General features: G+C 30.7%; 23 protein-coding genes and 2 tRNA genes. 9 read left to right on the forward strand and 16 right to left on the reverse strand.

Features of this window, described 5'->3' with window-relative positions:
- Positions 1–58: 58 nt before the first annotated feature.
- The 4 genes from proS (at position 59) to rpsT (ending at position 2,161) form a co-directional block, all read left to right on the forward strand.
- The gene (gene proS, locus C7447_RS05115) at positions 59–1,537 is read left to right on the forward strand and encodes a proline--tRNA ligase (RefSeq protein ID WP_148869399.1); all 1,479 of its coding nucleotides are present in this window, start codon (positions 59–61) and stop codon (positions 1,535–1,537) included.
- A 72-nt stretch (positions 1,538–1,609) separates the two neighbouring features.
- A tRNA-Glu gene (locus C7447_RS05120) sits at positions 1,610–1,681 on the forward strand.
- A 121-nt stretch (positions 1,682–1,802) separates the two neighbouring features.
- Positions 1,803–1,874, forward strand: a tRNA-Glu gene (locus C7447_RS05125).
- A gap of 35 nt (positions 1,875–1,909) precedes the next feature.
- Positions 1,910–2,161, forward strand: coding sequence for a 30S ribosomal protein S20 (rpsT, locus tag C7447_RS05130; RefSeq protein ID WP_148869401.1), 252 nt, complete (start codon positions 1,910–1,912; stop codon positions 2,159–2,161).
- Between the two features lie 85 nt (positions 2,162–2,246).
- Here the strand turns inward: rpsT and rodA are convergent, their stop codons facing one another.
- The 13 genes from rodA to C7447_RS05195 all read right to left on the reverse strand — a co-directional run bounded on the left by rodA (position 2,247) and on the right by C7447_RS05195 (position 15,319).
- Positions 2,247–3,524, reverse strand: coding sequence for a rod shape-determining protein RodA (gene rodA, locus C7447_RS05135; protein WP_148869403.1), 1,278 nt, complete (start codon positions 3,522–3,524; stop codon positions 2,247–2,249).
- Positions 3,487–5,385 (reverse strand): penicillin-binding protein 2, encoded by a 1,899-nt coding sequence (gene mrdA / locus C7447_RS05140; protein ID WP_148869405.1) that lies wholly within the window; start codon positions 5,383–5,385, stop codon positions 3,487–3,489. Before mrdA ends, rodA begins: the two co-directional genes overlap by 38 nt.
- 3 nt (positions 5,386–5,388) lie before the next feature.
- A complete protein-coding gene (mreD, locus tag C7447_RS05145; protein WP_148869408.1) occupies positions 5,389–5,892 on the reverse strand; it encodes a rod shape-determining protein MreD in 504 nt (167 codons plus the stop codon).
- Entirely contained in the window at positions 5,885–6,658 is a 774-nt protein-coding gene (mreC, locus tag C7447_RS05150; RefSeq protein WP_317128789.1) for a rod shape-determining protein MreC, read from the reverse strand. Before mreC ends, mreD begins: the two co-directional genes overlap by 8 nt.
- A 64-nt stretch (positions 6,659–6,722) precedes the next feature.
- A complete protein-coding gene (locus tag C7447_RS05155) occupies positions 6,723–7,751 on the reverse strand; it encodes a rod shape-determining protein (RefSeq protein WP_148869411.1) in 1,029 nt (342 codons plus the stop codon).
- A 79-nt stretch (positions 7,752–7,830) separates the two neighbouring features.
- Positions 7,831–9,357, reverse strand: a complete 1,527-nt coding sequence (gene purH, locus C7447_RS05160) for a bifunctional phosphoribosylaminoimidazolecarboxamide formyltransferase/IMP cyclohydrolase (protein ID WP_148869413.1) — start codon at positions 9,355–9,357, stop codon at positions 7,831–7,833.
- A gap of 348 nt (positions 9,358–9,705) precedes the next feature.
- Entirely contained in the window at positions 9,706–10,158 is a 453-nt protein-coding gene (locus C7447_RS05165) for a GAF domain-containing protein (protein ID WP_148869415.1), read from the reverse strand.
- 10 nt (positions 10,159–10,168) lie between these two features.
- Positions 10,169–11,002, reverse strand: a complete 834-nt coding sequence (locus C7447_RS05170; protein WP_148869417.1) for a pseudouridine synthase — start codon at positions 11,000–11,002, stop codon at positions 10,169–10,171.
- A 49-nt stretch (positions 11,003–11,051) separates the two neighbouring features.
- Entirely contained in the window at positions 11,052–11,963 is a 912-nt protein-coding gene (locus C7447_RS05175; RefSeq protein ID WP_148869418.1) for a geranylgeranylglycerol-phosphate geranylgeranyltransferase, read from the reverse strand.
- A 16-nt stretch (positions 11,964–11,979) separates the two neighbouring features.
- Positions 11,980–12,906, reverse strand: coding sequence for a mevalonate kinase family protein (locus tag C7447_RS05180; protein WP_148869419.1), 927 nt, complete (start codon positions 12,904–12,906; stop codon positions 11,980–11,982).
- A gap of 53 nt (positions 12,907–12,959) precedes the next feature.
- Positions 12,960–13,454 (reverse strand): toxin-antitoxin system YwqK family antitoxin, encoded by a 495-nt coding sequence (locus C7447_RS05185; protein ID WP_148869420.1) that lies wholly within the window; start codon positions 13,452–13,454, stop codon positions 12,960–12,962.
- A gap of 21 nt (positions 13,455–13,475) precedes the next feature.
- Entirely contained in the window at positions 13,476–14,558 is a 1,083-nt protein-coding gene (locus tag C7447_RS05190) for a diphosphomevalonate/mevalonate 3,5-bisphosphate decarboxylase family protein (protein WP_148869421.1), read from the reverse strand.
- 35 nt (positions 14,559–14,593) lie between these two features.
- On the reverse strand, positions 14,594–15,319 hold the full coding sequence (locus C7447_RS05195) for a LytR/AlgR family response regulator transcription factor (protein ID WP_148869422.1): 726 nt from the start codon (positions 15,317–15,319) through the stop codon (positions 14,594–14,596).
- Positions 15,320–15,342: 23 nt separating this feature from the next.
- On the opposite strand from C7447_RS05195, the gene C7447_RS05200 reads away from it, so the two are divergent.
- The 5 genes from C7447_RS05200 (at position 15,343) to C7447_RS05215 (ending at position 17,069) form a co-directional block, all read left to right on the forward strand.
- Positions 15,343–15,552, forward strand: a complete 210-nt coding sequence (locus C7447_RS05200; protein WP_148869423.1) for a hypothetical protein — start codon at positions 15,343–15,345, stop codon at positions 15,550–15,552.
- A gap of 14 nt (positions 15,553–15,566) precedes the next feature.
- Entirely contained in the window at positions 15,567–15,725 is a 159-nt protein-coding gene (locus C7447_RS14760) for a hypothetical protein (RefSeq protein ID WP_170245916.1), read from the forward strand.
- 80 nt (positions 15,726–15,805) lie between these two features.
- On the forward strand, positions 15,806–16,042 hold the full coding sequence (locus tag C7447_RS05205) for a hypothetical protein (RefSeq protein WP_148869424.1): 237 nt from the start codon (positions 15,806–15,808) through the stop codon (positions 16,040–16,042).
- Between the two features lie 53 nt (positions 16,043–16,095).
- On the forward strand, positions 16,096–16,719 hold the full coding sequence (locus C7447_RS05210) for a hypothetical protein (protein WP_170245918.1): 624 nt from the start codon (positions 16,096–16,098) through the stop codon (positions 16,717–16,719).
- A 56-nt stretch (positions 16,720–16,775) separates the two neighbouring features.
- Positions 16,776–17,069 (forward strand): hypothetical protein, encoded by a 294-nt coding sequence (locus C7447_RS05215; RefSeq protein ID WP_148869426.1) that lies wholly within the window; start codon positions 16,776–16,778, stop codon positions 17,067–17,069.
- On the opposite strand, the gene C7447_RS05220 is transcribed toward C7447_RS05215, so the two are convergent.
- Genes C7447_RS05220 through C7447_RS05230 form a run of 3 tightly spaced genes read right to left on the reverse strand, consistent with a single transcriptional unit; the run spans position 17,070 to position 20,937 of the window.
- Positions 17,070–18,281 (reverse strand): BaiN/RdsA family NAD(P)/FAD-dependent oxidoreductase, encoded by a 1,212-nt coding sequence (locus C7447_RS05220; RefSeq protein WP_148869427.1) that lies wholly within the window; start codon positions 18,279–18,281, stop codon positions 17,070–17,072.
- Positions 18,278–19,204 carry a GYDIA family GHMP kinase gene (locus C7447_RS05225; protein WP_148869428.1) on the reverse strand — a complete coding sequence of 309 codons (927 nt, stop codon included), beginning with the start codon at positions 19,202–19,204 and terminating at the stop codon, positions 18,278–18,280. The genes C7447_RS05220 and C7447_RS05225 overlap by 4 nt, the downstream gene beginning before the upstream one ends.
- The gene (locus tag C7447_RS05230) at positions 19,204–20,937 is read right to left on the reverse strand and encodes a hydroxymethylglutaryl-CoA reductase, degradative (RefSeq protein ID WP_148869429.1); all 1,734 of its coding nucleotides are present in this window, start codon (positions 20,935–20,937) and stop codon (positions 19,204–19,206) included. Before C7447_RS05230 ends, C7447_RS05225 begins: the two co-directional genes overlap by 1 nt.
- Between the last annotated feature and the right edge of the window lie 143 nt (positions 20,938–21,080).

Below are 21,080 nucleotides of genomic sequence, written 5' to 3' on the forward strand. Positions count from 1 at the left end.
GTTTTGCAAACACAATTTACGCATAAAAACTTACAAGATTTATGCCAAACTTTTGATTATGAGTAAACATTTAACGAAAAGAACAGAAGATTATTCGAAATGGTATAACGAATTAGTTGTAAAAGCTGATTTAGCTGAAAACTCAGCAGTAAGAGGTTGTATGGTAATTAAACCTTACGGATATGCAATCTGGGAAAATATGCAAGCAGAATTAGATAGAATGTTTAAAGAAACGGGACATCAAAACGCTTATTTCCCTCTTTTTGTACCAAAAAGTTTATTTGAAGCTGAAGAAAAAAATGCAGAAGGTTTTGCAAAAGAGTGTGCAGTAGTTACACATTATCGTTTGCAAAATGATCCTGATAATCCAGGGAAGTTACGTGTGGATCCTGAAGCAAAGTTAGAAGAAGAACTGGTTGTTAGGCCAACTTCGGAAGCTATTATTTGGAATACCTATAAAGGATGGATTCAGTCTTATAGAGATTTACCTTTATTAATTAATCAATGGGCAAATGTTGTTCGTTGGGAAATGCGAACTCGCTTATTTTTACGTACAGCTGAATTTTTATGGCAGGAAGGTCATACAGCTCATACCACCAAAGCAGAAGCATTAGCAGAGTCTAAACAAATGCAAGAAGTATATGCCAATTTTGCAGAAAATTTTATGGCAATGCCAGTCATTAAGGGCTCAAAATCTGAAAGTGAAAGGTTTGCAGGTGCGGAAGAAACATTTACTATTGAAGCATTAATGCAAGACGGAAAAGCTTTGCAGGCTGGTACTTCTCACTTCTTAGGACAAAATTTTGCAAAAGCGTTTGACGTAAAATATACCTCTAAAGAAGGAAAACAAGAATATGTTTGGGCAACTTCTTGGGGAGTTTCTACGCGTTTAATAGGAGGGTTGATTATGACACATTCTGATGATGCAGGTTTGGTGTTACCTCCAAAATTGGCACCAATACAAGTTGTTATTGTTCCTATATATAAAGGAGAAGAACAATTAACTGTAATTTCAGAAAAGGTAAATGTGTTTGTTCAGCAATTAAGAAAAAAAGGAATATCTGTTAAGTTTGATGATAGAGATACTTTAAGACCAGGAGCAAAATTTGCTGAATATGAATTAAAAGGAGTTCCTGTTCGTATTGCAATGGGAAATCGTGATTTGGAAAATGGTACGGTTGAGGTTGCGCGTCGTGATACTTTTGAAAAACAAACAGTAAATCAAGATGATTTGGTTAATTATGTAGCTAATTTATTAGAAGAAATTCAAGATAATTTATTTAAAAAAGCCTTGGATTATAGAAATACCCACATAACAGAAGTTGATACTTTTGAAGAATTTAAAGATGCAATTGAAAACAAAGGAGGTTTTGTTTCTGCTCATTGGGATGGTACGATTGAAACTGAAGATAAAATTAAAGAATTAACAAAAGCAACGATTCGATGCATACCAAATAATGCAAAGAAAGAAGAAGGAATTTGTGTACTAACAGGAGTAAAATCAGGCAGAAGAGTACTGTTTGCAAAAGCATATTAAAAAAAACAAAAAAGATGTTGTGCAAATTAAAATCTGTTTTTATATTTGCACCCGCAATTAACAAATTGCAATGGTCCGTTCGTCTAGGGGTTAGGACGCCAGGTTTTCATCCTGGTAACACGGGTTCGATTCCCGTACGGACTACAAAGTTTTATCAATTTTTTAAAAGTGAAAACTTTTTATTTAATTGATAATTAAAATTGAAATTAATTGCAGATATAAAAAAGAATTGTATATTTGCACCCGCAATCAGAAGATTGTTATTGGTCCGTTCGTCTAGGGGTTAGGACGCCAGGTTTTCATCCTGGTAACACGGGTTCGATTCCCGTACGGACTACAAAGTTTTTATAAACGTTTAAGAATTTAGAAAAAATGGCAAATCATAAGTCAACATTAAAAAGAATAAGAAGCAACGAAGCAAAACGCTTAAGAAATAAATATCAGCATAAAACTACACGTAATGCTGTTAGAAATTTAAGAGCTACGACAGATAAGAAGGAAGCAGAAGGAATGTTTTCGACAGTTGTTTCTATGTTAGATAAATTAGCAAAGAACAATATTATTCATAAGAATAAAGCAGCAAATTTAAAGTCTAAATTGGCTAAATACGTTGCAGCTTTATAAAGAGTTTTAAGGTTAGTTAATAAAAAGCGCTCCAATTTATTGGAGCGCTTTTTATTTTGTGTGATTTTTTGATTAAAAAATATCTCTACCAGTCGTATTTTTTGTGAGCATCTAGTCTTATAAAAATAAATAGGAGTAAAGTGAAACCCCACAAGCCAGAACCGCCATAACTGAAAAAAGGAAGCGGTATACCTACAGTTGGTAATAAACCAATTACCATACCTATATTTACAATTACATGAAAAAATAAAATGGAGGCAATTCCATAACCATAAATACGTCCAAATTTATTAGTGTGTTTTTCTGCCAAATAAATTATTCTGTAAAGGAGAAATATAAATAATATTATAACTACACTACTGCCTAAAAACCCCCATTCTTCACCAACAGTACTAAAGATGTAATCAGTATGTTGTTCGGGTACAAAATCGCCTTGTGTTCTATCTCCTTGTAAATATCCTTTTCCTAAAAAACCCCCAGAACTAATTGTTAATTCTGATTGATATGAATTGTAGCCAATGTTTTTTGTATCTACTTTTCTTCCTAAAAGGACATCAAAACGATCCCGATGTCTTTGTTCAAAAATATTATTATAAGCAAATCCTACTCCTAAAATAAATAAACCTACAGCACCATAAATAAATAAGAATCGTAATCCGTTGAAGCGTAAAAATTGTTTGTTTTTGTATATCCCATACAGTATAAAAATTGTAATTAATCCAAAGCTAACCAATAAGATTATTTTAGAGCCAAAAAATAGTGTTAGCAAGAATAGTAAAATAGCTAAAAAGCCTAAAATTATGTAAGATAATGTTAGTCCCTCTCTATTCAAAACAAAAAAGAAAGACAAATAGATTAGTGCAGATCCAGGGTCAGGTTGAAGAGTGATAAAAAAAGCTGGCGTAAAAATGATGATAAATGCTTTTATTTGATTTTTCATCAGTTTCAAATTGTATTGTCTATCACTCATCAGTTTAGCAACTGCTAAAGCTGTAAATGCTTTTGCGAACTCTGAAGGTTGTATACCAATACCACCAAAGTTATACCATGAGGTTGCTCCATTAATGTTTTTACCGAATAAAAACAAACCTATAAGGGAAGTAATAGAAATAAGGTACAAAAGACTTGCAAACCTTTCGTAAAACTTAGAGTTAAAGAATAAAATGAATATGATTAAAGGAATACTCAAAGAAATCCAAAGAAGTTGTTTACCATATTTGGTAGACATATCAAATATTTCTTGAGAAGTATCAGTTGAAGATGCTGCATAAATATTCATCCAACCGAAACCGACTAAAACAAAGTATAGTAAAATTAACAACCAATCAAGGTTTAAGAATATGTTGTTCTTTTCCTGTCTCAAGTGAATCTGGGATTTGTAATTGTTTATTGTATATTTCTTGCAAACTCAAATTTAGCATTCGTTCTTCAATATGCTTGCGTTCTGTAGTTCCATTTAAATATTTTTCAATCATTAAACTTGTAATTGGAGCAGCTATGGTAGCACCATAACCACCATTTTCAACAAATACAGCTAAAGCTATTTTAGGGTTGTCTTTTGGCGCAAAAGCTATTAAAATTGAATGATCTTGTAGTTTTACCTTTTGTCCATTAATCTTGGTAAAATTTTCAACAGTACCGGTTTTTCCACAAATATCAATACCTTTAACTTGACTCCATTTCCCAGTTCCAGTTTTAAAAACATCACTCATGGCTTCAATAGCTATTGGGAAATATTTTGCGTCTACAGAAGTTTTTTTAGGAATTGTATACGCGGTATCTAATATTCCTTTTTTATTTATACTTTTAACTATATGGGGGGTATAATAAAAACCTTTATTAGCAATAGCTGCAGTAGCATTTGCTAATTGTATAGGTGTTGTTTGAATTTCTCCTTGACCAATGGCGTTTGATATTGTCGTGGTTGCTCCCCAACTATACTTATTTCTATCAGAATAGTATTTTGCATCAGGTATTAATCCTTTTTGACCTACGGGTAAGTCGTATCCTAGAAAATTACCTAAACCAAAGCTTTTAACATGGTTGCTCCATATATCAAAACCAACCTCAGTATCTTCATATTTATCGATAATTTTACGATATATAGTAGCAAAGTAGCTATTACAAGATTTAGAAATTGCTTTTTTTATTCGAATTGGTCTCCCAACAATTCCACAATGGCAGCCCATGAATTCATTTTTTCGATGACCATAACGATAACCATGATAGCATTTTACAGAGAAATTTTCGTCGATTACTTCTTCTTGTAAACCAATTAAACCATTAATAATTTTAAAAGGAGACCCAGGCGAATATACACCTTGTAATCCTCTATCGTAAGTTGGATTGTTAATTGTATCACCAAATAGTCTAGTTGAGTTTACAGAACGATCCCTACCAACCATCATGTTTGGATCGTAGGAAGGAGCAGTGATTAAAGCTAAAATTTCTCCAGTACTTGGTTCTATGGCTACAATACCTCCTCTTTTTCCAGTCATTAATTTTTCTCCATATTCTTGAAGATTAACGTCTATTGTTAATGTTAAATCTTTACCAGCAACAGCCAGAGTATCATATTTCCCTTTTTTATATCTACCAGTTATTTTGTTAAGATTATTTCGCTTTAAATGCTTTTTACCTTTAATACCTCTTAATTCTTTTTCGTATTGTTTTTCTACTCCCCACCAACCTATAAGTTCTCCTTGTTCATAATAATCACTATTCTTAGCAACACGCTCATTAACTTCACTAATATATCCTAAAACATTAGCTGCGGATTTTATTGGATAGTTGCGAATAATACGTTTTTGAATATAAAATCCTTTAAACTTATGTAATTTTTCTTGTAAAAAAGCAAAATCGTCTTTGGCTAATTGTTTTACGAATACAGATGGAAGCCAACGAGCATAGTTTTCTGCTTTTTTTACTTTATGGATAAAATCTTCTTTAGTTATTTTTAATAAAGAACAAAATTGAAGAGTATCAATAACTTTTACTTCTTTGGGAATAATCATTACATCGTATGATAGCTGATTCGCTACGAGTAATTTCCCATTTCTATCATAAATATATCCACGTTCTGGATAATCATATTCAATTTTTACCGCAGCACTTTGTATCGGATTAGAATTTCCACCACGTAGTATTTGTAGTTGAAATAATCTACCAATGTATATAAAACCAATTATGGTTATTAAAAAAAGGAGTAAAAAACTTCTTTTCACTTTTTATTGTTTTCGGCTAAATATAAAACTTCCTAAAAAATATAATACTAACGTAAAAATACTTGATAAAAGTGTGTTGGTTATAACATTTGAAAAATTATGAAAACTAAAGTTAGTTAAACTAAATAAAATGAAGTGATGAACGACAGTTAAAATAACTGTAAAATTGAAAATTTTACCAAAAGGTTCTTGTTCTAGTGTAAAGAAATCAAAATCAGTATCTGTTTTTTGAAAAACCATTCTGAAAATATAGATACGAATAAACGCTATAAATAAAGTAGCGAAAGCATGAATTCCTCCAGAATTTGAGAAAAAATCAACAAAAAGACCAAGTAAGAAAGAAAGAGTTAACAAGGAAAATCTTTTCTTTTTAAAAGGAAACAAAAATACAAATACTATGTACAAATAAGGGTTTACATAACCAAACAATAAAATATTATTTAAGATAAGTACTTGTAAAAACAACAAGAAAAAGAATAAAAAAGTTAGGTAAAGGGTTTTATTCATCTGGTGTTTTTTCTAAATTTTCAATTTCTTTTTTGTCTAAGTTTTTAATAATATAAACATATCCTAAGTTGCTCATGTCGTTAAATAACTTAATGTTAATAGTGTTTAAAGCAGATGCCTTTGTTGGAATATCCATTACGGTTCCTATAAGAATTCCTTCAGGAAAAATAGTAGATTTACCACCTGTAATAATAGTATCGCCAACTTTATAAACAGCTTGTCTTGGTATATCAGTTAACTGCACAACATTATAATCTTTAGTATTCCAAGTAACACTTCCGAAAAAGTTATTTTTTATAAAACGTGCATTAATTTTACTATTTCTATTTAATATAGATTGTACTCTAGCATAAGAACTAGAGGCATCATCGGTAATGCCAATAATACCTTTACTATTTACTACAGCTAATTCTGTTTGAACTCCATGATTTTCTCCTCTATTAATGGTTAAAAAATTATAAGATTTATGAAATTCATTTTTCAAAATTTTGCCATTAATATATTCGTATTGTTGATTAAATATAGAGTCCTTAACTACAATATTTCTTACGCTATCATTACTAATAAGTTGATATTTAGCTAATTTATTTTTCAGCTTTTTATTTTCTTCTGATAAAATCTCGTTCTGAGATTTTAATTTTAAATATTCTGAAATAGCGTTAGTTTTACTGTAGATCGTACCTGTTATAGAGTTGGTAGAATTTATAAATTTACTTTTATGAAAGCTATGGTTATTTATTATTAAGACAAGCGCAATAATTTGCAACAGCAAAAAGTACAGAAAATACTTATACCTCTGAATGAAAAAAATAAGCTGTTGCATAAAACGATTACTTTATCAATACGCTTTTGTATTTGTTTAAATCTTTTAATGCAATTCCAGTACCACGAACAACAGCTCTCAACGGATCTTCTGCAACATAAACTGGTAAGTCTGTTTTACGAGACAAGCGTTTATCTAAACCACGCAACATAGATCCACCACCAGCAAGATAAATTCCTGTATTGTAAATATCAGCAGCTAATTCAGGTGGAGTTTTAGATAGAGTTTCCATAACTGCATCTTCAATACGAAGAATTGACTTATCCAAAGCTTTGGCAATTTCCCTATATGAAACCTGTACTTGTTTTGGTTTACCACTTAATAAATCACGACCTTGAACCATCATATCTTCAGGAGCATCGTCTAAGTCTTCTGTAGCAGAACCAATCTGAATTTTAATTTTTTCAGCAGTAGTTTCACCAACATGTAAGTTGTGTTGAGTTCTCATATAATACATGATGTCGCTCGTGAATAAATCTCCTGCAACTTTTACAGACTGATCACAAACAATACCCGCTAGAGCAATTACGGCAATTTCTGTTGTACCACCACCTATATCGATAATCATATTCCCTTTTGGCTCCATAATATCTATGCCTACACCAATGGCAGCTGCCATTGGTTCGAAGATAAGATATATTTCTTTTGCATTCATATGACGGGCAGAATCAATTACCGCACGTTTTTCAACCTCAGTAATACCTGATGGAATACAAATTACCATTCGTAATGAAGGAGGGAATATTTTTTTTCTAATTGCAGGAATTTGTTTTACAAATTCTTTAATCATCTCTTCAGAAGCTTGAAAATCCGCAATTACTCCGTCTTTAAGAGGACGTATAGTTTTTATATTTTCATGAGTTTTTCCTTGCATTTGGCGAGCATCTTGCCCTGTTGCAATAATTTTCCCAGTCATTCTATTACGAGCAACAATCGACGGACTGTCAATTACAACTTTGCCATTATGGATTATTAACGTGTTTGCTGTACCTAAATCGATAGCAATATCTTCCGTCATAAAATCGAAAAATCCCATAAATTATTTTTGTTTTTTCTAAAATTGATGTATTCTCACAAATCTATAAAAAAATATGTTAGAATTTACTTCAAAATTATTAATGTTTAAAATGTCTTGTTCCTGTTAATACCATAGAAATATTATGATTATTACAATAATCAATACTTAATTGATCTTTTATAGAACCACCTGGTTGGATAACACTTTTTATACCAGCGTTACCAGCAATTTCTACACAGTCTGGAAACGGAAAAAAAGCATCACTTGCCATTACAGCTCCGTTTAGGTCAAAACCAAAATTAGTTGCTTTTTCAATGGCTTGTCGTAAAGCATCAACTCTACTTGTTTGTCCTGTTCCGCTCGCGTATAATTGTTTGTTTTTTGTTAGAACTATAGTGTTAGATTTTGTGTGTTTGCAGATTTTTGAAGCAAATAGTAAATCGTCTAACTCATTTGCTAATGGTTTGCTGTTAGTGGCATAAGATAAATCTTCTAATTTATCTGTTTTAGCATCTTTATCCTGAACTAATAAGCCATTTAACGCAGTTCTTACTGTTTGTGTTGGTAAATTAACTTCTTTCTGAATTAAAATAACTCTGTTTTTCTTTCCTTTTAAGATTTCTAAAGCATCATCGTCATAACTAGGAGCTATAACTACTTCGCAAAATAATTTATGAATTTCTTCTGCTGTAGCTTTATCTATAGTTGAGTTTGAAATTAAAATTCCACCAAAAGCAGATACAGGGTCTCCTGCTAAAGCATCTACATAAGCTTGATGGACTGTTTCACGTTGTGCAAATCCGCAAGCATTATTGTGTTTTAAAATAGCAAAAGTTGGTGCTTCTCCAGCAAATTCGTTCATTAATAAAACTGCAGCATCAACATCTAATAAATTATTGTAGCTTAATTCTTTTCCATGTAATTTATCAAACATTGCATCTAAATCACCAAAAAAATATCCTTTTTGATGTGGGTTTTCACCGTAACGTAATGTTTTAGCTTTGGTTTCACTCACTTTAAAAACTACTTCTTCTTCGTTAAAATAATTAAAGATAGCAGTATCGTAGTGTGATGAGATATTGAATGCTTTTGAAGCGAATTTTTTTCTGTCATTTAAAATTGTTTCTCCGTTTGAAGTTGAGAGAATATTTAAAAATTCATCATATTGATCCATAGAGGAAACAATAAATGTGTCTTTAAAATTTTTTGCCGCTGCTCGAATTAATGAAATTCCTCCAATATCTATTTTTTCAATAATATCTTGTTCTGAAGCACCAGAAGAAACTGTTTTTTCAAATGGATATAAATCTACAATCACTAAATCTATTTGAGGAATATTATATTCTTTTAACTCTGTAAGATCATTTTTATTTTCTTGTCTGTTCAAAATACCACCAAAAACTTTTGGATGTAATGTTTTTACACGACCTCCTAAAATAGAAGGGTATGAGGTAATATCTTCTACAGGAACTACATTAATTCCTAATTCTTTAATAAATTTTTCGGTACCTCCAGTAGAGTATATAGTAACTCCTAATTGGTTAAGTTTTTTTACGATTGGCTCTAATCCATCTTTATGAAAAACAGATATTAAAGCAGATTTAATTGTTTTTGTATTGCTCATTGTTGTGTTGTTGTTAAGCAAACAAAATTAGTGAAAGAAAAAGGGGCGTACAATATAAAAATGAAATGTTATTACAAAAAAAATCGAAAAAACAGGCTTATTATTAAGTAATTGTTTTTTCGATTTTTTTTGTTGACTTTTTTGGTTTATTCAGCATTTTCTAAAAAATCGCGAAACCAAAACGCAAATTTTTGCAATAAAGTCAGTTTTTCAGTTTTGGCAGTATTGCTCAAAACTTCGTAAGTGGGGAATTGCTTACTCATTTTAATTGGGGATTAAATGGTTAGTATAAATATGTTCATCAAATTTATACAAAAAATATTAATAACCAAGCGTTTACGATTTTTTTTACAAAAATTTTGAAATTTCTTTACAAATGTATTCTAAAACTTCTTCATCTTTTGATGTAAAAGGGTTTACAGTATGTGAGTCTATGTCTATTTGTCCTATGTTTTTCCCATTCACGAAAATAGGAATAACAATTTCTGATTTTACTTTCCATCCACAAGAAATATAATTGTCTTGTTCACTTACATCTTGCACAATAAAATTTTCATTACTCACTGCTACCTGTCCACAAATTCCTTTACCAAAAGGGATTATAGTATGCTCAGTTGGTTCACCGGCAAATTGTGCTAGTTTAAGCTCTTCTTTATCTCCATTTCTAAAATAAAAGCCAACCCAATCATAATAATCAATTTCAGATTTAAGAAAATCGCAGACTTTTTGTAATTTATTTTCTAAAGTGCTTTTAGTTGAAATTATTACATCAATTCTTTTTTTTATATTTTCTGTATTCATCAGTAATTATTTAAGACATTTTTAAATTGTTTAATTCTAGTTCTGTAAGTTCTCTCCATCTACCTCTTGGTAGATTTTTTTTGGTTAAACCTGCAAAAACAACACGGTCTAATTTTGTAACGGCATAACCAAGGTGTTCAAATATTTTACGAACAATACGATTTCTTCCTGAGTGAATTTCGATACCAACTTCTGTTTTCTTTTCACCTTCTACGTACGAAACAGCATCAATAAAAACTTTTCTTCCTTCAATAATAACTTCTCCACGTAATTTATCTAAATCGGATATGGTAAGTTTTTTATCTAATGAAGCGTGATATAATTTTCTTACATTGTGTTTAGGGTGTGTTAGCTTTTTAGCTAATTCTCCATCATTTGTAAATAACAATAACCCCGTTGTATTACGATCTAATCTACCTACAGGATAAATTCTTTCTTTGGTTGAGTTTGCAATCAATTCCATCACTGTTTTTCTACCACGATCATCTTCCATAGTGGTGATGTAATTCTTTGGTTTGTTTAAAAGGATGTATCGCTTTTTTTCTATTGAAATTAGAGAGCCGTCGAAACGAACTTCGTCGCTAGGTTGTACTTTATAACCCATTTCGGTAACAAGCTTACCATTAATGGTTACACTACCATGTTCTATGTAGGTGTCCGCTTCTCTACGTGAACAAATTCCAGAATTTGCGATATATTTATTTAAACGAACCCCAACGTTATCATCTTTTTTTTGTGTAGAATTTGAAGTTGGTTTTCTAAAGTCTTTTTTGAATTGACCTTTTCCTTGAGGAGTGCTGCTCTTTCCAGCTTGTCGTCCTCTCGACGAGTTATTTTTGTTCATTTTTCTGTTTTTTTTAACGGCCGCAAATGTACGTTTAAATATTTGATTTTCAACCTAAATTAGGTATCACTTTATCTAATAATAATGATTTGTCAATAAAAAGCAGGCTAAATACTCCAATAAGTAATAAGATTTTTAAGATATTATGTAAAATTCTAAATTGATTTTTTGTTACAGCTTTCCATAGATAAATAGCAACAAAAACAAGAACAATGCCCGCTAGGTAAAAATAGTATTTCATATATTGAATCGCGGGATAGTTGTATAAAATTGCTACTGGGATTAGTGTTAAAACTAATAAAAATATAATTAACTTTTTCGTCTTTATCTCTCCGTAAACTACAGGAAAAGTGTTGTAATTGTTTGCTATTGCTCCTTTTATGTTCTCTAAATCTTTAATTAATTCTCTAACCATGATTACTAAAAAAAGGAAGAAAGCATGTACAAAAATTACTTTTGAAAAATTTTTGTAATGTACAAAAATGACAAAAAAAGGGAGTATTGTTAGAACAGTAGCGGTTATTAAACCAAACAAAGGGTGTTTTTTTAGTTTATGAGAGTAAAACCATATTCCAAAAATATAAATTGCAAAAAATAGAGCAGCCCTCCAAGAGACTAGATATCCAAAGCCAAAACCGATAAAATTTAGTAAGAAGTAAAGAGATAGTTTTGTTTCTTGCTTTAAAAATGAATCTAATCCTGATTTTAACGGACGATTAATTCTATCAGCTTTTACATCGTAAAAATTATTGATAATATAGCCAGCAGCAACAACAACGACTGTGGCCAAAACCAGATAAAGTAAATGCCAATCAAAAATAACTGGTTTTAGTACCTTTTTTTCTGAAAAAATGAAAATAGCTGCTAAGTATTGAGCAGCTATTAAAACTAATATATTATATCCGCGAATTACAGATAATAAACTTAATATTTTTCTTGTTAATGTTTTAGGATTATTCATGTCGAATCCTGAAAATTTAGAAACGATATACTAATTCTAATTTATAGTCTTTTAAGCTTTTTTGAGCTTTATCGTAATCTTTTGTAAACCCTAAAATATAACCGCCACCACCTGAGCCACAAAGTTTCAAATAGTAATCATTAGTTTGTATACCATGTTCCCAAACTTTATGAAAAGCAACGGGTATCATCGGTTTGAAATTGGTTAACACAATTTTTGATAAGCTTTTTACATTTCCAAATAATGATTTAATATTTCCTCTTAAAAAATCCTCAATACAAGCATCTGTATATAAAGAAAATTCTTCACTAATCATTTTTCTAAAACCTTCGTTTTTCATCTTATTCATGAAGATGTTAACCATAGGTTCAGTTTCTCCAATTTGTTCAGAATCTAGTAAGAAAACAGCACCTTTCCCTTCTTTTTGAGATGGAATTCCAGCAGGTTCTATATTCTCTTTTGAATTAATTAAAAGAGGTAAACTTAAATATGAATTTAGAGGGTCTAAGCCAGAACTTTTTCCATGGAAAAAAGATTCCATTAGAGAGAAAATAGTTTTTAAGTTTAATAATTTATCTCTTGTTAAGTTTTCTAGAACAGTAATTTTATCTGTAGCATATTTATCATAGATAGAGGCAACTAATGCACCAGAACTTCCAACTCCATATCCCTGAGGTATAGAAGAATCAAAATACATGCCCTCATCTATATCTTTTTTTAACTCTTCAAGGTTAAAAGTGACTAAATCTGTTTTTAATTTTGCTAAATACTTATAAAAGCGAGCTAAACTTTCGTTAGATTTTTTAGCTTCACCACTTATATTTTTAGCAGATTTTAATGCGCCTTTATAAGAGTTAAATGGAATTGCAAGTCCTTTCGAGTCTTTTATGATACCATACTCACCGAAGAGTAAAATTTTAGCGTAAAATAAGGGTCCTTTCATTTGCTATTTTATATTGAGACAAAAATACACGGAAAAAGCGATTAATCAACGAATTAGTATACGTTTTTGTAAAAAGTTTTCCATATACCTACTTTTTCGCCATCACGATATTTTCCTCGACTTTCAATTTTTCCATTTTTGTAATAGGTTTTCCATACTCCTTCACGTTTAGATTCTGTGTATTGCCCTTCCTCCTTTAATTCGCCGCTTTCATAATAGATTTTTCTAAAACCATCTAATTTTCCATTTTTATAATTAACTTGATGAAAAATATTTCCATTAGGATGATAATATGTAACCAATCCGTCAAATTCTTCTTTAAAAGGAGAGTCGATAGTACTAAATCCTTCCATTTGTTTTTGACCGCTTTTGTAATAATCTGTGAGCCAATAACCGTTTTCTACTTTTTTTGGTTTAGGGCGATAGTATTCACCTTTATCTTTTGTAGTGATTTGCCAATTGATATCAAACCAAGTTATTTCTTGAGCTATTAACGAGGTAGACAAAAAACCAAAAAACATAGCGATTAGCAATGTTGGTGTTTTCATAATAAGATTAATAAGATTCTTTTAATATTGCAATTTTTTAGGTCCAAAACCCAAAACATCGCAAATATACTGATTTTTTTGGCAATATTTTGATAAAATATCTTTAATGAATTGATCAATAGAGTCTTTTTCATTTTCTGGATAAAGTACATGAACATTAGCTCCAGCATCCAAAGTGAAACAGATATTGCTATTGTTTTCAGCTCTGTATTCCCAGATTTTATTAATAATTTCTATAGTGTTGGGCTTCATTAAAATAAAATACGGATTACTAGTCAGCATCATTGCGTGTAATGTTAAAGCTTCACTTTCAACTAAATTGATGAATTCTTTAATCTCCCCATTTTGTAGGATTTTAGAGAGTATAGATAAGTTTTCATTTGCTTGTTTAAAGCGATTCTCTGCATATGGGTGGTTATGCATTAAATTATGACCAACGGTACTTGAAACCTGTTTTTCACCTTTGTCCACTAATAAAATAGCATCTTGATAATTTTCGAAAACTGGGTGTATTTTGTAAGGGAATTTCACTCCGAATAAATCCGAACTTTCTTCAATTTCAGGATGTTCTCCCCAAACTACTAACGGACCTTCAATACTTCTACTGGCACTTCCAGAGCCCAAACGAGCTAAAAAGGATGCTTTTTTATTGAAAAAATCTTCAGAAATAGTTGGATTTAATACTTTTTCTAAACTCATTAAACACATGGCAATTGCACTCATGCCGCTCGCAGACGAAGCAATTCCACTACTATGTGGGAAAGAATTTTCTGAATTTATAACCATACTATATTCAGAAATATATGAACAGTAGGCTAAAATTCGCTCAAAAAACTTAGCTATTTTTGGCTTGAAATCGTCTTTCTTTTTTCCTTCAAAAAACAACTCAAACTCAATATTGTTTGATGATTTTTTTTCAAAATCTATAGTTGTAATTGTATGGCAATTATTAAGTGTAAAGCTGATAGATGCATTTTTGGGAATTTGAGGATTTGATTTTCCCCAATATTTTACCAAGGCAATATTACTAGGTGTTTGCCAAGTAAAACTAATTTTTTCTACTGATTTGTTTGTAGGTGTGTATATAAAATCTGATGTGTTCAAAGCTAAAAATTTGCACAAATATAGCTGTTTTAAGGCTAAATATCTTGTAGCTTTTTAAAGACATCTTCTTTGTAGCTTCTGCTAATAGGAATTGCTTTTTTATTAATTTCTATAAATTCGTTTGTGTAAGATGAGATTTTGGAAATAGTTATAATATAAGATCTGTGTATTCGTAGAAAACTTTGTGAAGGTAATTTGGTTTCAATATTACTAATAGTTTCTCTTGTAACAGTTGTTTTTTGTAGAGTATGTATTTTTATGTAATCACTCAGGCTTTCAATATATAAAATATCATCAAAGTTTGTTTTGATCATTTTACGATCTGTACGAACAAAAAAGAAAACGTTTTTTTGATTATCACCTATGGAAACGTTGTCTATTTTTAAGGTATTCGCAAGCTCGAAAAGTTTATATATAGCTTGTAAAAAACGATCGAAAGCGATGGGTTTAAGTAGGTAATCAACAGCATGTAAATCAAAACCGTCTATTGCGTATTCACGGTAAGCGGTTGTGAAAATTATTTTTGTTTTTTTATTGATGGATTTAGCCAAAGACAAACCAGATACTTCCGGCATGTTAATATCTAAAAAGAGTAAATCTACTTGTTGATTGTTCAAAATTTCAAAAGCTTCCATAGCATTTGAACATGATTTCAATAATTCCAACTTCGGAACTTTAGCTACAAAAGAGGAAAGAATTTCTCTTGCCATTGGCTCATCATCAACAATAATAAGAAAAGGTTGTGTATACTTTTGAAACATAATAATTTTAAAATTTACTATTTATGATTACTCAATTTATGAAGCCGTTATTTTTTGGACAATTTTTTGATAGATTAAATGAAGGAGGTCCTTTTTTTATGTATCCACTATTTTTAATGTTATTAACCTGTGTAGGTTTAACAGTGTATGCTTATGTAAAAGGGGATGCAAACGAAATGTTACAAAAATTAATTAGTTCTATTAGTTTATTTGCTTTGGTTTGGGGTTTTTAGGTCATATGATAGGTATGATTACAGCACTGGACACATTATCTGTAAATAGTGATATAGCTTATGATGTTTTAGCAGGTGGTATTAAGGTAGGCTTGTTGTCGCCAGTGTTTGGAATGATAGTTTTCTTAATTGCTCGATTGGGAATTATTGGGCTCATTTTAAAAAAGAAATAAAATCATTTTTTTGATTAGTTGATTAAAATACCTATTTCTGAATTCAGAAATAGGTATTTTTGCGTTTTAAACTAGCAATTGTGAATAGAAAAATAAAACTGATTTGGGATTTCAAAGGTCCTGACGGATTAGAAACCGCAAAACATCATTGCATTCATTTAAAAGAGTTTTCTCAAATAGAAAAACTACATTTTCACGAAATAAATCATAATCAACTAAACGATTTTCATTCCTTAGCGTATATCATTGTAGATGAGGTCTATATGAAAACATTTCGCGATGCTTTAAAACCACATCGTGGTGAGTTAGCAGACTAAAATTAATAATTTTAAGAAAATTACCCTATATTTCTAAAGTTTTAATGAATGCTATGAAAATCAAAATCACATTTCTTTTTTTTATTGTTTGTGCAAGTTTTAATTTAAATGCGCAACACAATTTTTCTACGTATTCAGCACATCATTCTATAAAAGAAGCGATAAATGTTAGTAAAGATGTTATTAAAGCAAGAACGTTAGATTTTGAGAAAAAAGCAGAGGATAAGCCCCTTATGTTTTTTCAAGTGAAGCAAAAAATTGGTGAGTTAAATAGAGTGTCAAATAATTTGAGTAGCTACATCGAAATAATACAAAAAGAAGTAGATTCGGAAAGAGTACTGTATGAATTGTTAGAAGACGATTTTTATGAAAAAGTACTCTTTACAAATAGAGGAGGTCTATCCTTAAAAGGAAGTCAATTGAAGATAAAAATTGATAGTTTATATCAATTATCTACAAAAATTAATGTTCACGGTTTAACACACTTAAATGATTTTGCAGACAATCATTTTAAGACCAATGTAGATTATTATGACGGTGAGGAAAATAAAATAGATTACTTTAATTATTTGTTTTACGACAAAACTAATTATGGTATGATGATGGCGATGAATTACTTATTATTAGATGTTAAAACATTTCAATTGTTATATTTTGGAACGGTAATGAGTTATTAATTTTTTAACACATTCACATAAAAAAATAAGTATCTTTATCCTTAAAAATTTCTCTTATGTATTTAATAAACGTACACGCAATTCCAACCAAAGATTCAGAATATTACGATAAGGTAGTTGGAGCCTATGTAAGTCTTTATATTGATTATGCTGATATTGAAGGTGCAATGCAACTTTCTAAATTTTATATTGAAGAAGAAGGTTGGAAGGTAGAAAGTATCGACGAAGAATATTATGATCTTGAAGATGAAAATGATGTAGATGAAGATCAAAAAGAATTTTATATTGAAGCAAAAGAATTCGGTTATACTTTGGTGTTTAATACTTATGAATCTGATGAGGAAGAGTAATTAGTCTTCCGCTAACGCATTTGCACAAATAAAACCACCAGTCCAAGCGTTTTGAAAGTTAAATCCGCCAGTAACGGCATCAATATTTAAAATCTCACCTACAAAAAAGAGGTTTTTATGAAGTTTACTTTCAAAACGTTTAAAATTTATTTCTTTTAAATCTATTCCGCCAGCGGTTACAAACTCTTCTTTAAAAGTAGTTCTTCCATTAGCTAAAAACGTTGCTTTAGTAAGCTGATTAGCTAAGTTTTGAAGCTGATTTTTATTTAAATCTGCCCAATTTTGATTAATTTTTATGTTTGAAGCGGGAACAAGTCTTTCCCATAGACGTCTAGAAATTTCAACGAAAGGTGATTTTAATCCGATCTGTTTTTTAGCATTTACTTTTTTTAACTGATTTAGTTCTTCTAAAATCTCTTCGGATGATTTAGATAGCCAGTTCACTTCAACTTTGTAATTGTAATTTTTCTCGGCTAAAATTCTCGCTCCAAAAGCCGATAATTTTAAAACTGCAGGACCGCTTAATCCCCAATGTGTAACTAACAACGGACCGTAATTTTCTAATTTCGTGTCTAAGATTTTAACAGTAGTATTAGGTACTGAAATTCCACCTAAATCAATAAGCCTTGCATCTTTAATATTGAATGTGAATAACGACGGAACAGTATCAATAATGGTATGTCCTAAGTCTTGAGACATCTCCCATATTTTCTTACTGCTTCCTGCTGCAATAACCAATTTATCAGTTATAAATCGCTCGTTTTTTGTGTTAATAATCCAAGTTGAGCCTTGTTGATAAATTGAAATGACTCCATGATTTGTTAACACTTTTATATTTAGTTTATTAACAGCTTTTTGAAAACAGTCAATAATAGCTTGAGATGTATTAGCTTCAGGAAAAACACGATTGTCTCCTTCAATTTTTAAAGGAACGCCATGGTTTTCAAACCACTCAAAAGTGTCACCTGTCATAAATTGATGAAAAGGACCTAATAACTCTTTTTCTCCTCTTGGATAGAACTTTGTTAATTCCTTTGGCTCAAAACAGGCATGAGTTACATTACAACGACCACCACCAGATATTTTTACTTTTTGTAAAACATCTTTTCCTTTTTCAAGAATAGTGATGTCTAAATCAGGATTCTGTTCTTTAGCATTTATGGCTGTAAAATATCCTGCTGCACCACCTCCAATAATTATTACTTTACTCATAAAACCATTTCGTTGTAAGAAAGAATTGTATTGAATCCTTTTTGATTAAAATATTTTTTGGAGTCCTCGTTTCCTGTGACTAAAACAAAATCACCACCCCAAGCACCTAAACTTTTTACTTCACCAAAATAATCAGAAAATAAATTGTTTTTAACAGGTTGTAATTTGATGATTGAGCTGATAATTCGTTCGTGTTCTACAATAATTTTATTCAGGTATTTTGTTGAATTTGTTTTAATAAGCTCATCAGATAAAGCAGAAATATCATTTATTTCTTGCTGAATATTTTGATTGTATTTTCTGTATTGAGCAATTCCTTCTCTACTATCTTGCTTCTGATTTAAATGCACAAAAAACAATTCATCAGCAAAACTAGGATTGAAATCTACTGGTTCAATTTTGGGTTTCTTGTTTTCTAACTGATAAAAAATAGGCGAGTCGTTTTGTGCACAAGCAATATCATATCCACTTCCGGAAAAAGCATTCCAAAGTAATTGAAAAGTAATCACTTTCGCCCAAGAAGCAATATTGTTTATTAAAGTAGATGAACTTCCTAATCCCCAATTTTGAGGAAAAGTCAAGTTCGTTTTTACTACAAAACCGTTTTCAGTTTGTAAAAAATCAGGATTCAATTTTTTAGCTTCTTGTAAGATATTATGTAAAGTTTCTGCAATGAATTCTGCGCTTCCTTCTTTATCTGAGTTAAATGTTGCAGAAGTTAAACGAAGTTTAGGTAAATCAAAAGAAGCTTCGAACCAGCAGTCTCCAGTATTGGTGAAACTAGCCCAAATAAGCTGGGGCTCTTTAATGGTTTCAACAATTAAATCTTGTCCGAATTTAGTAGGAATTGCTAACGATTTTGCACCGTCTAACACTACATATTCGCCAGTTAATAAAAGTTTTCCGTTAGAATAGTGTCGCATTATACCAATCCAAATTGTTTAAAATGATGAGTGAAATGTTTTACTTGAAATTTTTTCCAGAAATCGTAATCTAACTCTCCAAAAAAAGGATGAACAACAATTCTGTTTTTATCTTCAGTAAAAACTTTTGTAAAATGATTTACTTGATTTATTAAATCTTCAATAGCCTCATCCATCGATTTAAATTTTAATGGAGTTGGATCTTCTGATAAAAAAGGAGCTTTAAAACCTACCTGCAATTCACCATCAGTATTTAAATAAGGTCTTCTTCGTGCTTGTTTTTCTTCAGAAACATAACTATCTACTTTCCAATTTCCATTAGCAATTTGTGTAACAGTACTCAAATGCTCTACCATTTGTTGCCCTTTCATTTTACCAAATAATGGTTTTGCTTTAGCTGGTAATTTGCTTAAGCTTTCTTTAATTTTTATGTTGTCTGAAAAATCTACCCAATTTATGGCTGGTTTTCTCATACTATTTAGTTTTTCAACTACAGCGCTATGAGAAACTGTTCTTCCTTCAAAATAATGAGTAACTTCTTCCTTTTCTTGCTCAGTAGCATGATGTTGATTCAAAATATTCATCAAATGCATTTTCATATGACCATGTTGAATTCCTTTGGTGGTTAATGCACGCAAAGCACCAAAATTTTGAGCTAAACCAGCTGCAGCAATAATTTGCATTAAAGTTCTCGCGCTAGGTTTTTGCATCATATCTAACGATAATTTTGCCATTGGATGTAAAGCCGTTAATCCGCCAACGGTTCCGAGAGCTAATGGAAGTTCAATCCAAAATCTAAAAACCCCGTCTTTTATTTCACAGTGTGTTAAACTTGAATATTTTCCATTTCGAGAAGCATAGGCGTGTGCTCCTGCTTCAATAGCTCTAAAATCGTTTCCTGTTGCTAAAACTACAGCATCGATTCCGTTCATAATTCCTTTGTTATGGGTAACGGCTCTGTAAGGTTCAATTTCAGCTATTTTAACAGCTTGTTCAAATTTTTGAGCGAATTTTTCAGGATTTTTACCACCTAATTCTTCAACTTTACAGCTAACTTCAGCTCTAACTAAACACTCAGGAACGTAGTTAGAAAGAATACTCATTACAATTTCAATATCATCCTTTTGAAACTTTCTTGCGATAGCTTCTAAACACGAATTGATGAAATTGGCCCCCATACTATCCTTGGTTTCAAAAGTAACATGAAGTTGGTAGTAATTGTCTAATTGATTCGTTTTATCAATCAATTCTATGTCTAAAATACCACCACCACGTTTTTCCATATTTTTGGTAATGGAAGCAGTAGCAGATCTTAATTCTGTTTTATTTTTTGTAAAATAATCTTGTAAACTATTCTTGTTGCCCGCATATATAAAATGAACCTGTCCGATTTTGGTGGTAGAAATTACTTGAGTTTTAAAACCACCACGAGTACTCCAAAATTTACCAACCAAAGAAGCAGCAGCAACTACCGAACTTTCTTCAACCACCATAGGAATTACGTACTCTCGTCCGTTAATTACAAAGTTAGGAGCCACTCCGTAAGGCATGTAAAAATTAGAAATTGTATTTTCTATAAAGTCGTCATGAAGCTGTTGTAATTTTTCATCTACATTCCAATATTGTTTTATAGTTTTTATGATTTCAGGTTGATTCTCAAAATAATTTTTTGCTAACCAATCTATTTTTTGCTCTTTTGTAAGTTTTGAAAATCCAGAAACGATTTTAGACATTTATCTACATCTTTTTATGTGTCGACAAAGATAATTGATTCACTTAAAAAGAGGACTATTAACACAGATTTCTGTTAATTTAATGTAAATTTTGGTGATTTTTACGTAAACTTGGCCTTTCTTTATAACAAACAACATATTCT

The sequence above is a fragment of the Tenacibaculum adriaticum genome (genome assembly GCF_008124875.1).
In the GTDB taxonomy this organism is placed as follows: Bacteria; Bacteroidota; Bacteroidia; order Flavobacteriales; family Flavobacteriaceae; genus Polaribacter; species Polaribacter adriaticus.

What these genes read in the sequence shown, in the direction of transcription:
- C7447_RS05175 (WP_148869418.1), bottom strand. Translation starts at nt 11,963, where the DNA reads ATGAATAATCCTAAAACATTAACAAGAAAAATATTAAGTTTATTATCT.
- C7447_RS05165 (WP_148869415.1), bottom strand. Translation starts at nt 10,158, where the DNA reads ATGAATACAGAAAATATAAAAAAAAGAATTGATGTAATAATTTCAACT.
- purH (WP_148869413.1), bottom strand. Translation starts at nt 9,357, where the DNA reads ATGAGCAATACAAAAACAATTAAATCTGCTTTAATATCTGTTTTTCAT.
- proS (WP_148869399.1), top strand. Translation starts at nt 59, where the DNA reads ATGAGTAAACATTTAACGAAAAGAACAGAAGATTATTCGAAATGGTAT.
- C7447_RS05225 (WP_148869428.1), bottom strand. Translation starts at nt 19,204, where the DNA reads ATGCGACACTATTCTAACGGAAAACTTTTATTAACTGGCGAATATGTA.
- C7447_RS05230 (WP_148869429.1), bottom strand. Translation starts at nt 20,937, where the DNA reads ATGTCTAAAATCGTTTCTGGATTTTCAAAACTTACAAAAGAGCAAAAA.
- C7447_RS05185 (WP_148869420.1), bottom strand. Translation starts at nt 13,454, where the DNA reads ATGAAAACACCAACATTGCTAATCGCTATGTTTTTTGGTTTTTTGTCT.
- C7447_RS05195 (WP_148869422.1), bottom strand. Translation starts at nt 15,319, where the DNA reads ATGTTTCAAAAGTATACACAACCTTTTCTTATTATTGTTGATGATGAG.
- C7447_RS14760 (WP_170245916.1), top strand. Translation starts at nt 15,567, where the DNA reads ATGATTACAGCACTGGACACATTATCTGTAAATAGTGATATAGCTTAT.
- C7447_RS05155 (WP_148869411.1), bottom strand. Translation starts at nt 7,751, where the DNA reads ATGGGATTTTTCGATTTTATGACGGAAGATATTGCTATCGATTTAGGT.
- C7447_RS05200 (WP_148869423.1), top strand. Translation starts at nt 15,343, where the DNA reads ATGATTACTCAATTTATGAAGCCGTTATTTTTTGGACAATTTTTTGAT.
- C7447_RS05180 (WP_148869419.1), bottom strand. Translation starts at nt 12,906, where the DNA reads ATGAAAGGACCCTTATTTTACGCTAAAATTTTACTCTTCGGTGAGTAT.
- C7447_RS05210 (WP_170245918.1), top strand. Translation starts at nt 16,096, where the DNA reads ATGAAAATCAAAATCACATTTCTTTTTTTTATTGTTTGTGCAAGTTTT.
- C7447_RS05220 (WP_148869427.1), bottom strand. Translation starts at nt 18,281, where the DNA reads ATGAGTAAAGTAATAATTATTGGAGGTGGTGCAGCAGGATATTTTACA.
- mreD (WP_148869408.1), bottom strand. Translation starts at nt 5,892, where the DNA reads ATGAATAAAACCCTTTACCTAACTTTTTTATTCTTTTTCTTGTTGTTT.
- C7447_RS05170 (WP_148869417.1), bottom strand. Translation starts at nt 11,002, where the DNA reads ATGAACAAAAATAACTCGTCGAGAGGACGACAAGCTGGAAAGAGCAGC.
- C7447_RS05215 (WP_148869426.1), top strand. Translation starts at nt 16,776, where the DNA reads ATGTATTTAATAAACGTACACGCAATTCCAACCAAAGATTCAGAATAT.
- rpsT (WP_148869401.1), top strand. Translation starts at nt 1,910, where the DNA reads ATGGCAAATCATAAGTCAACATTAAAAAGAATAAGAAGCAACGAAGCA.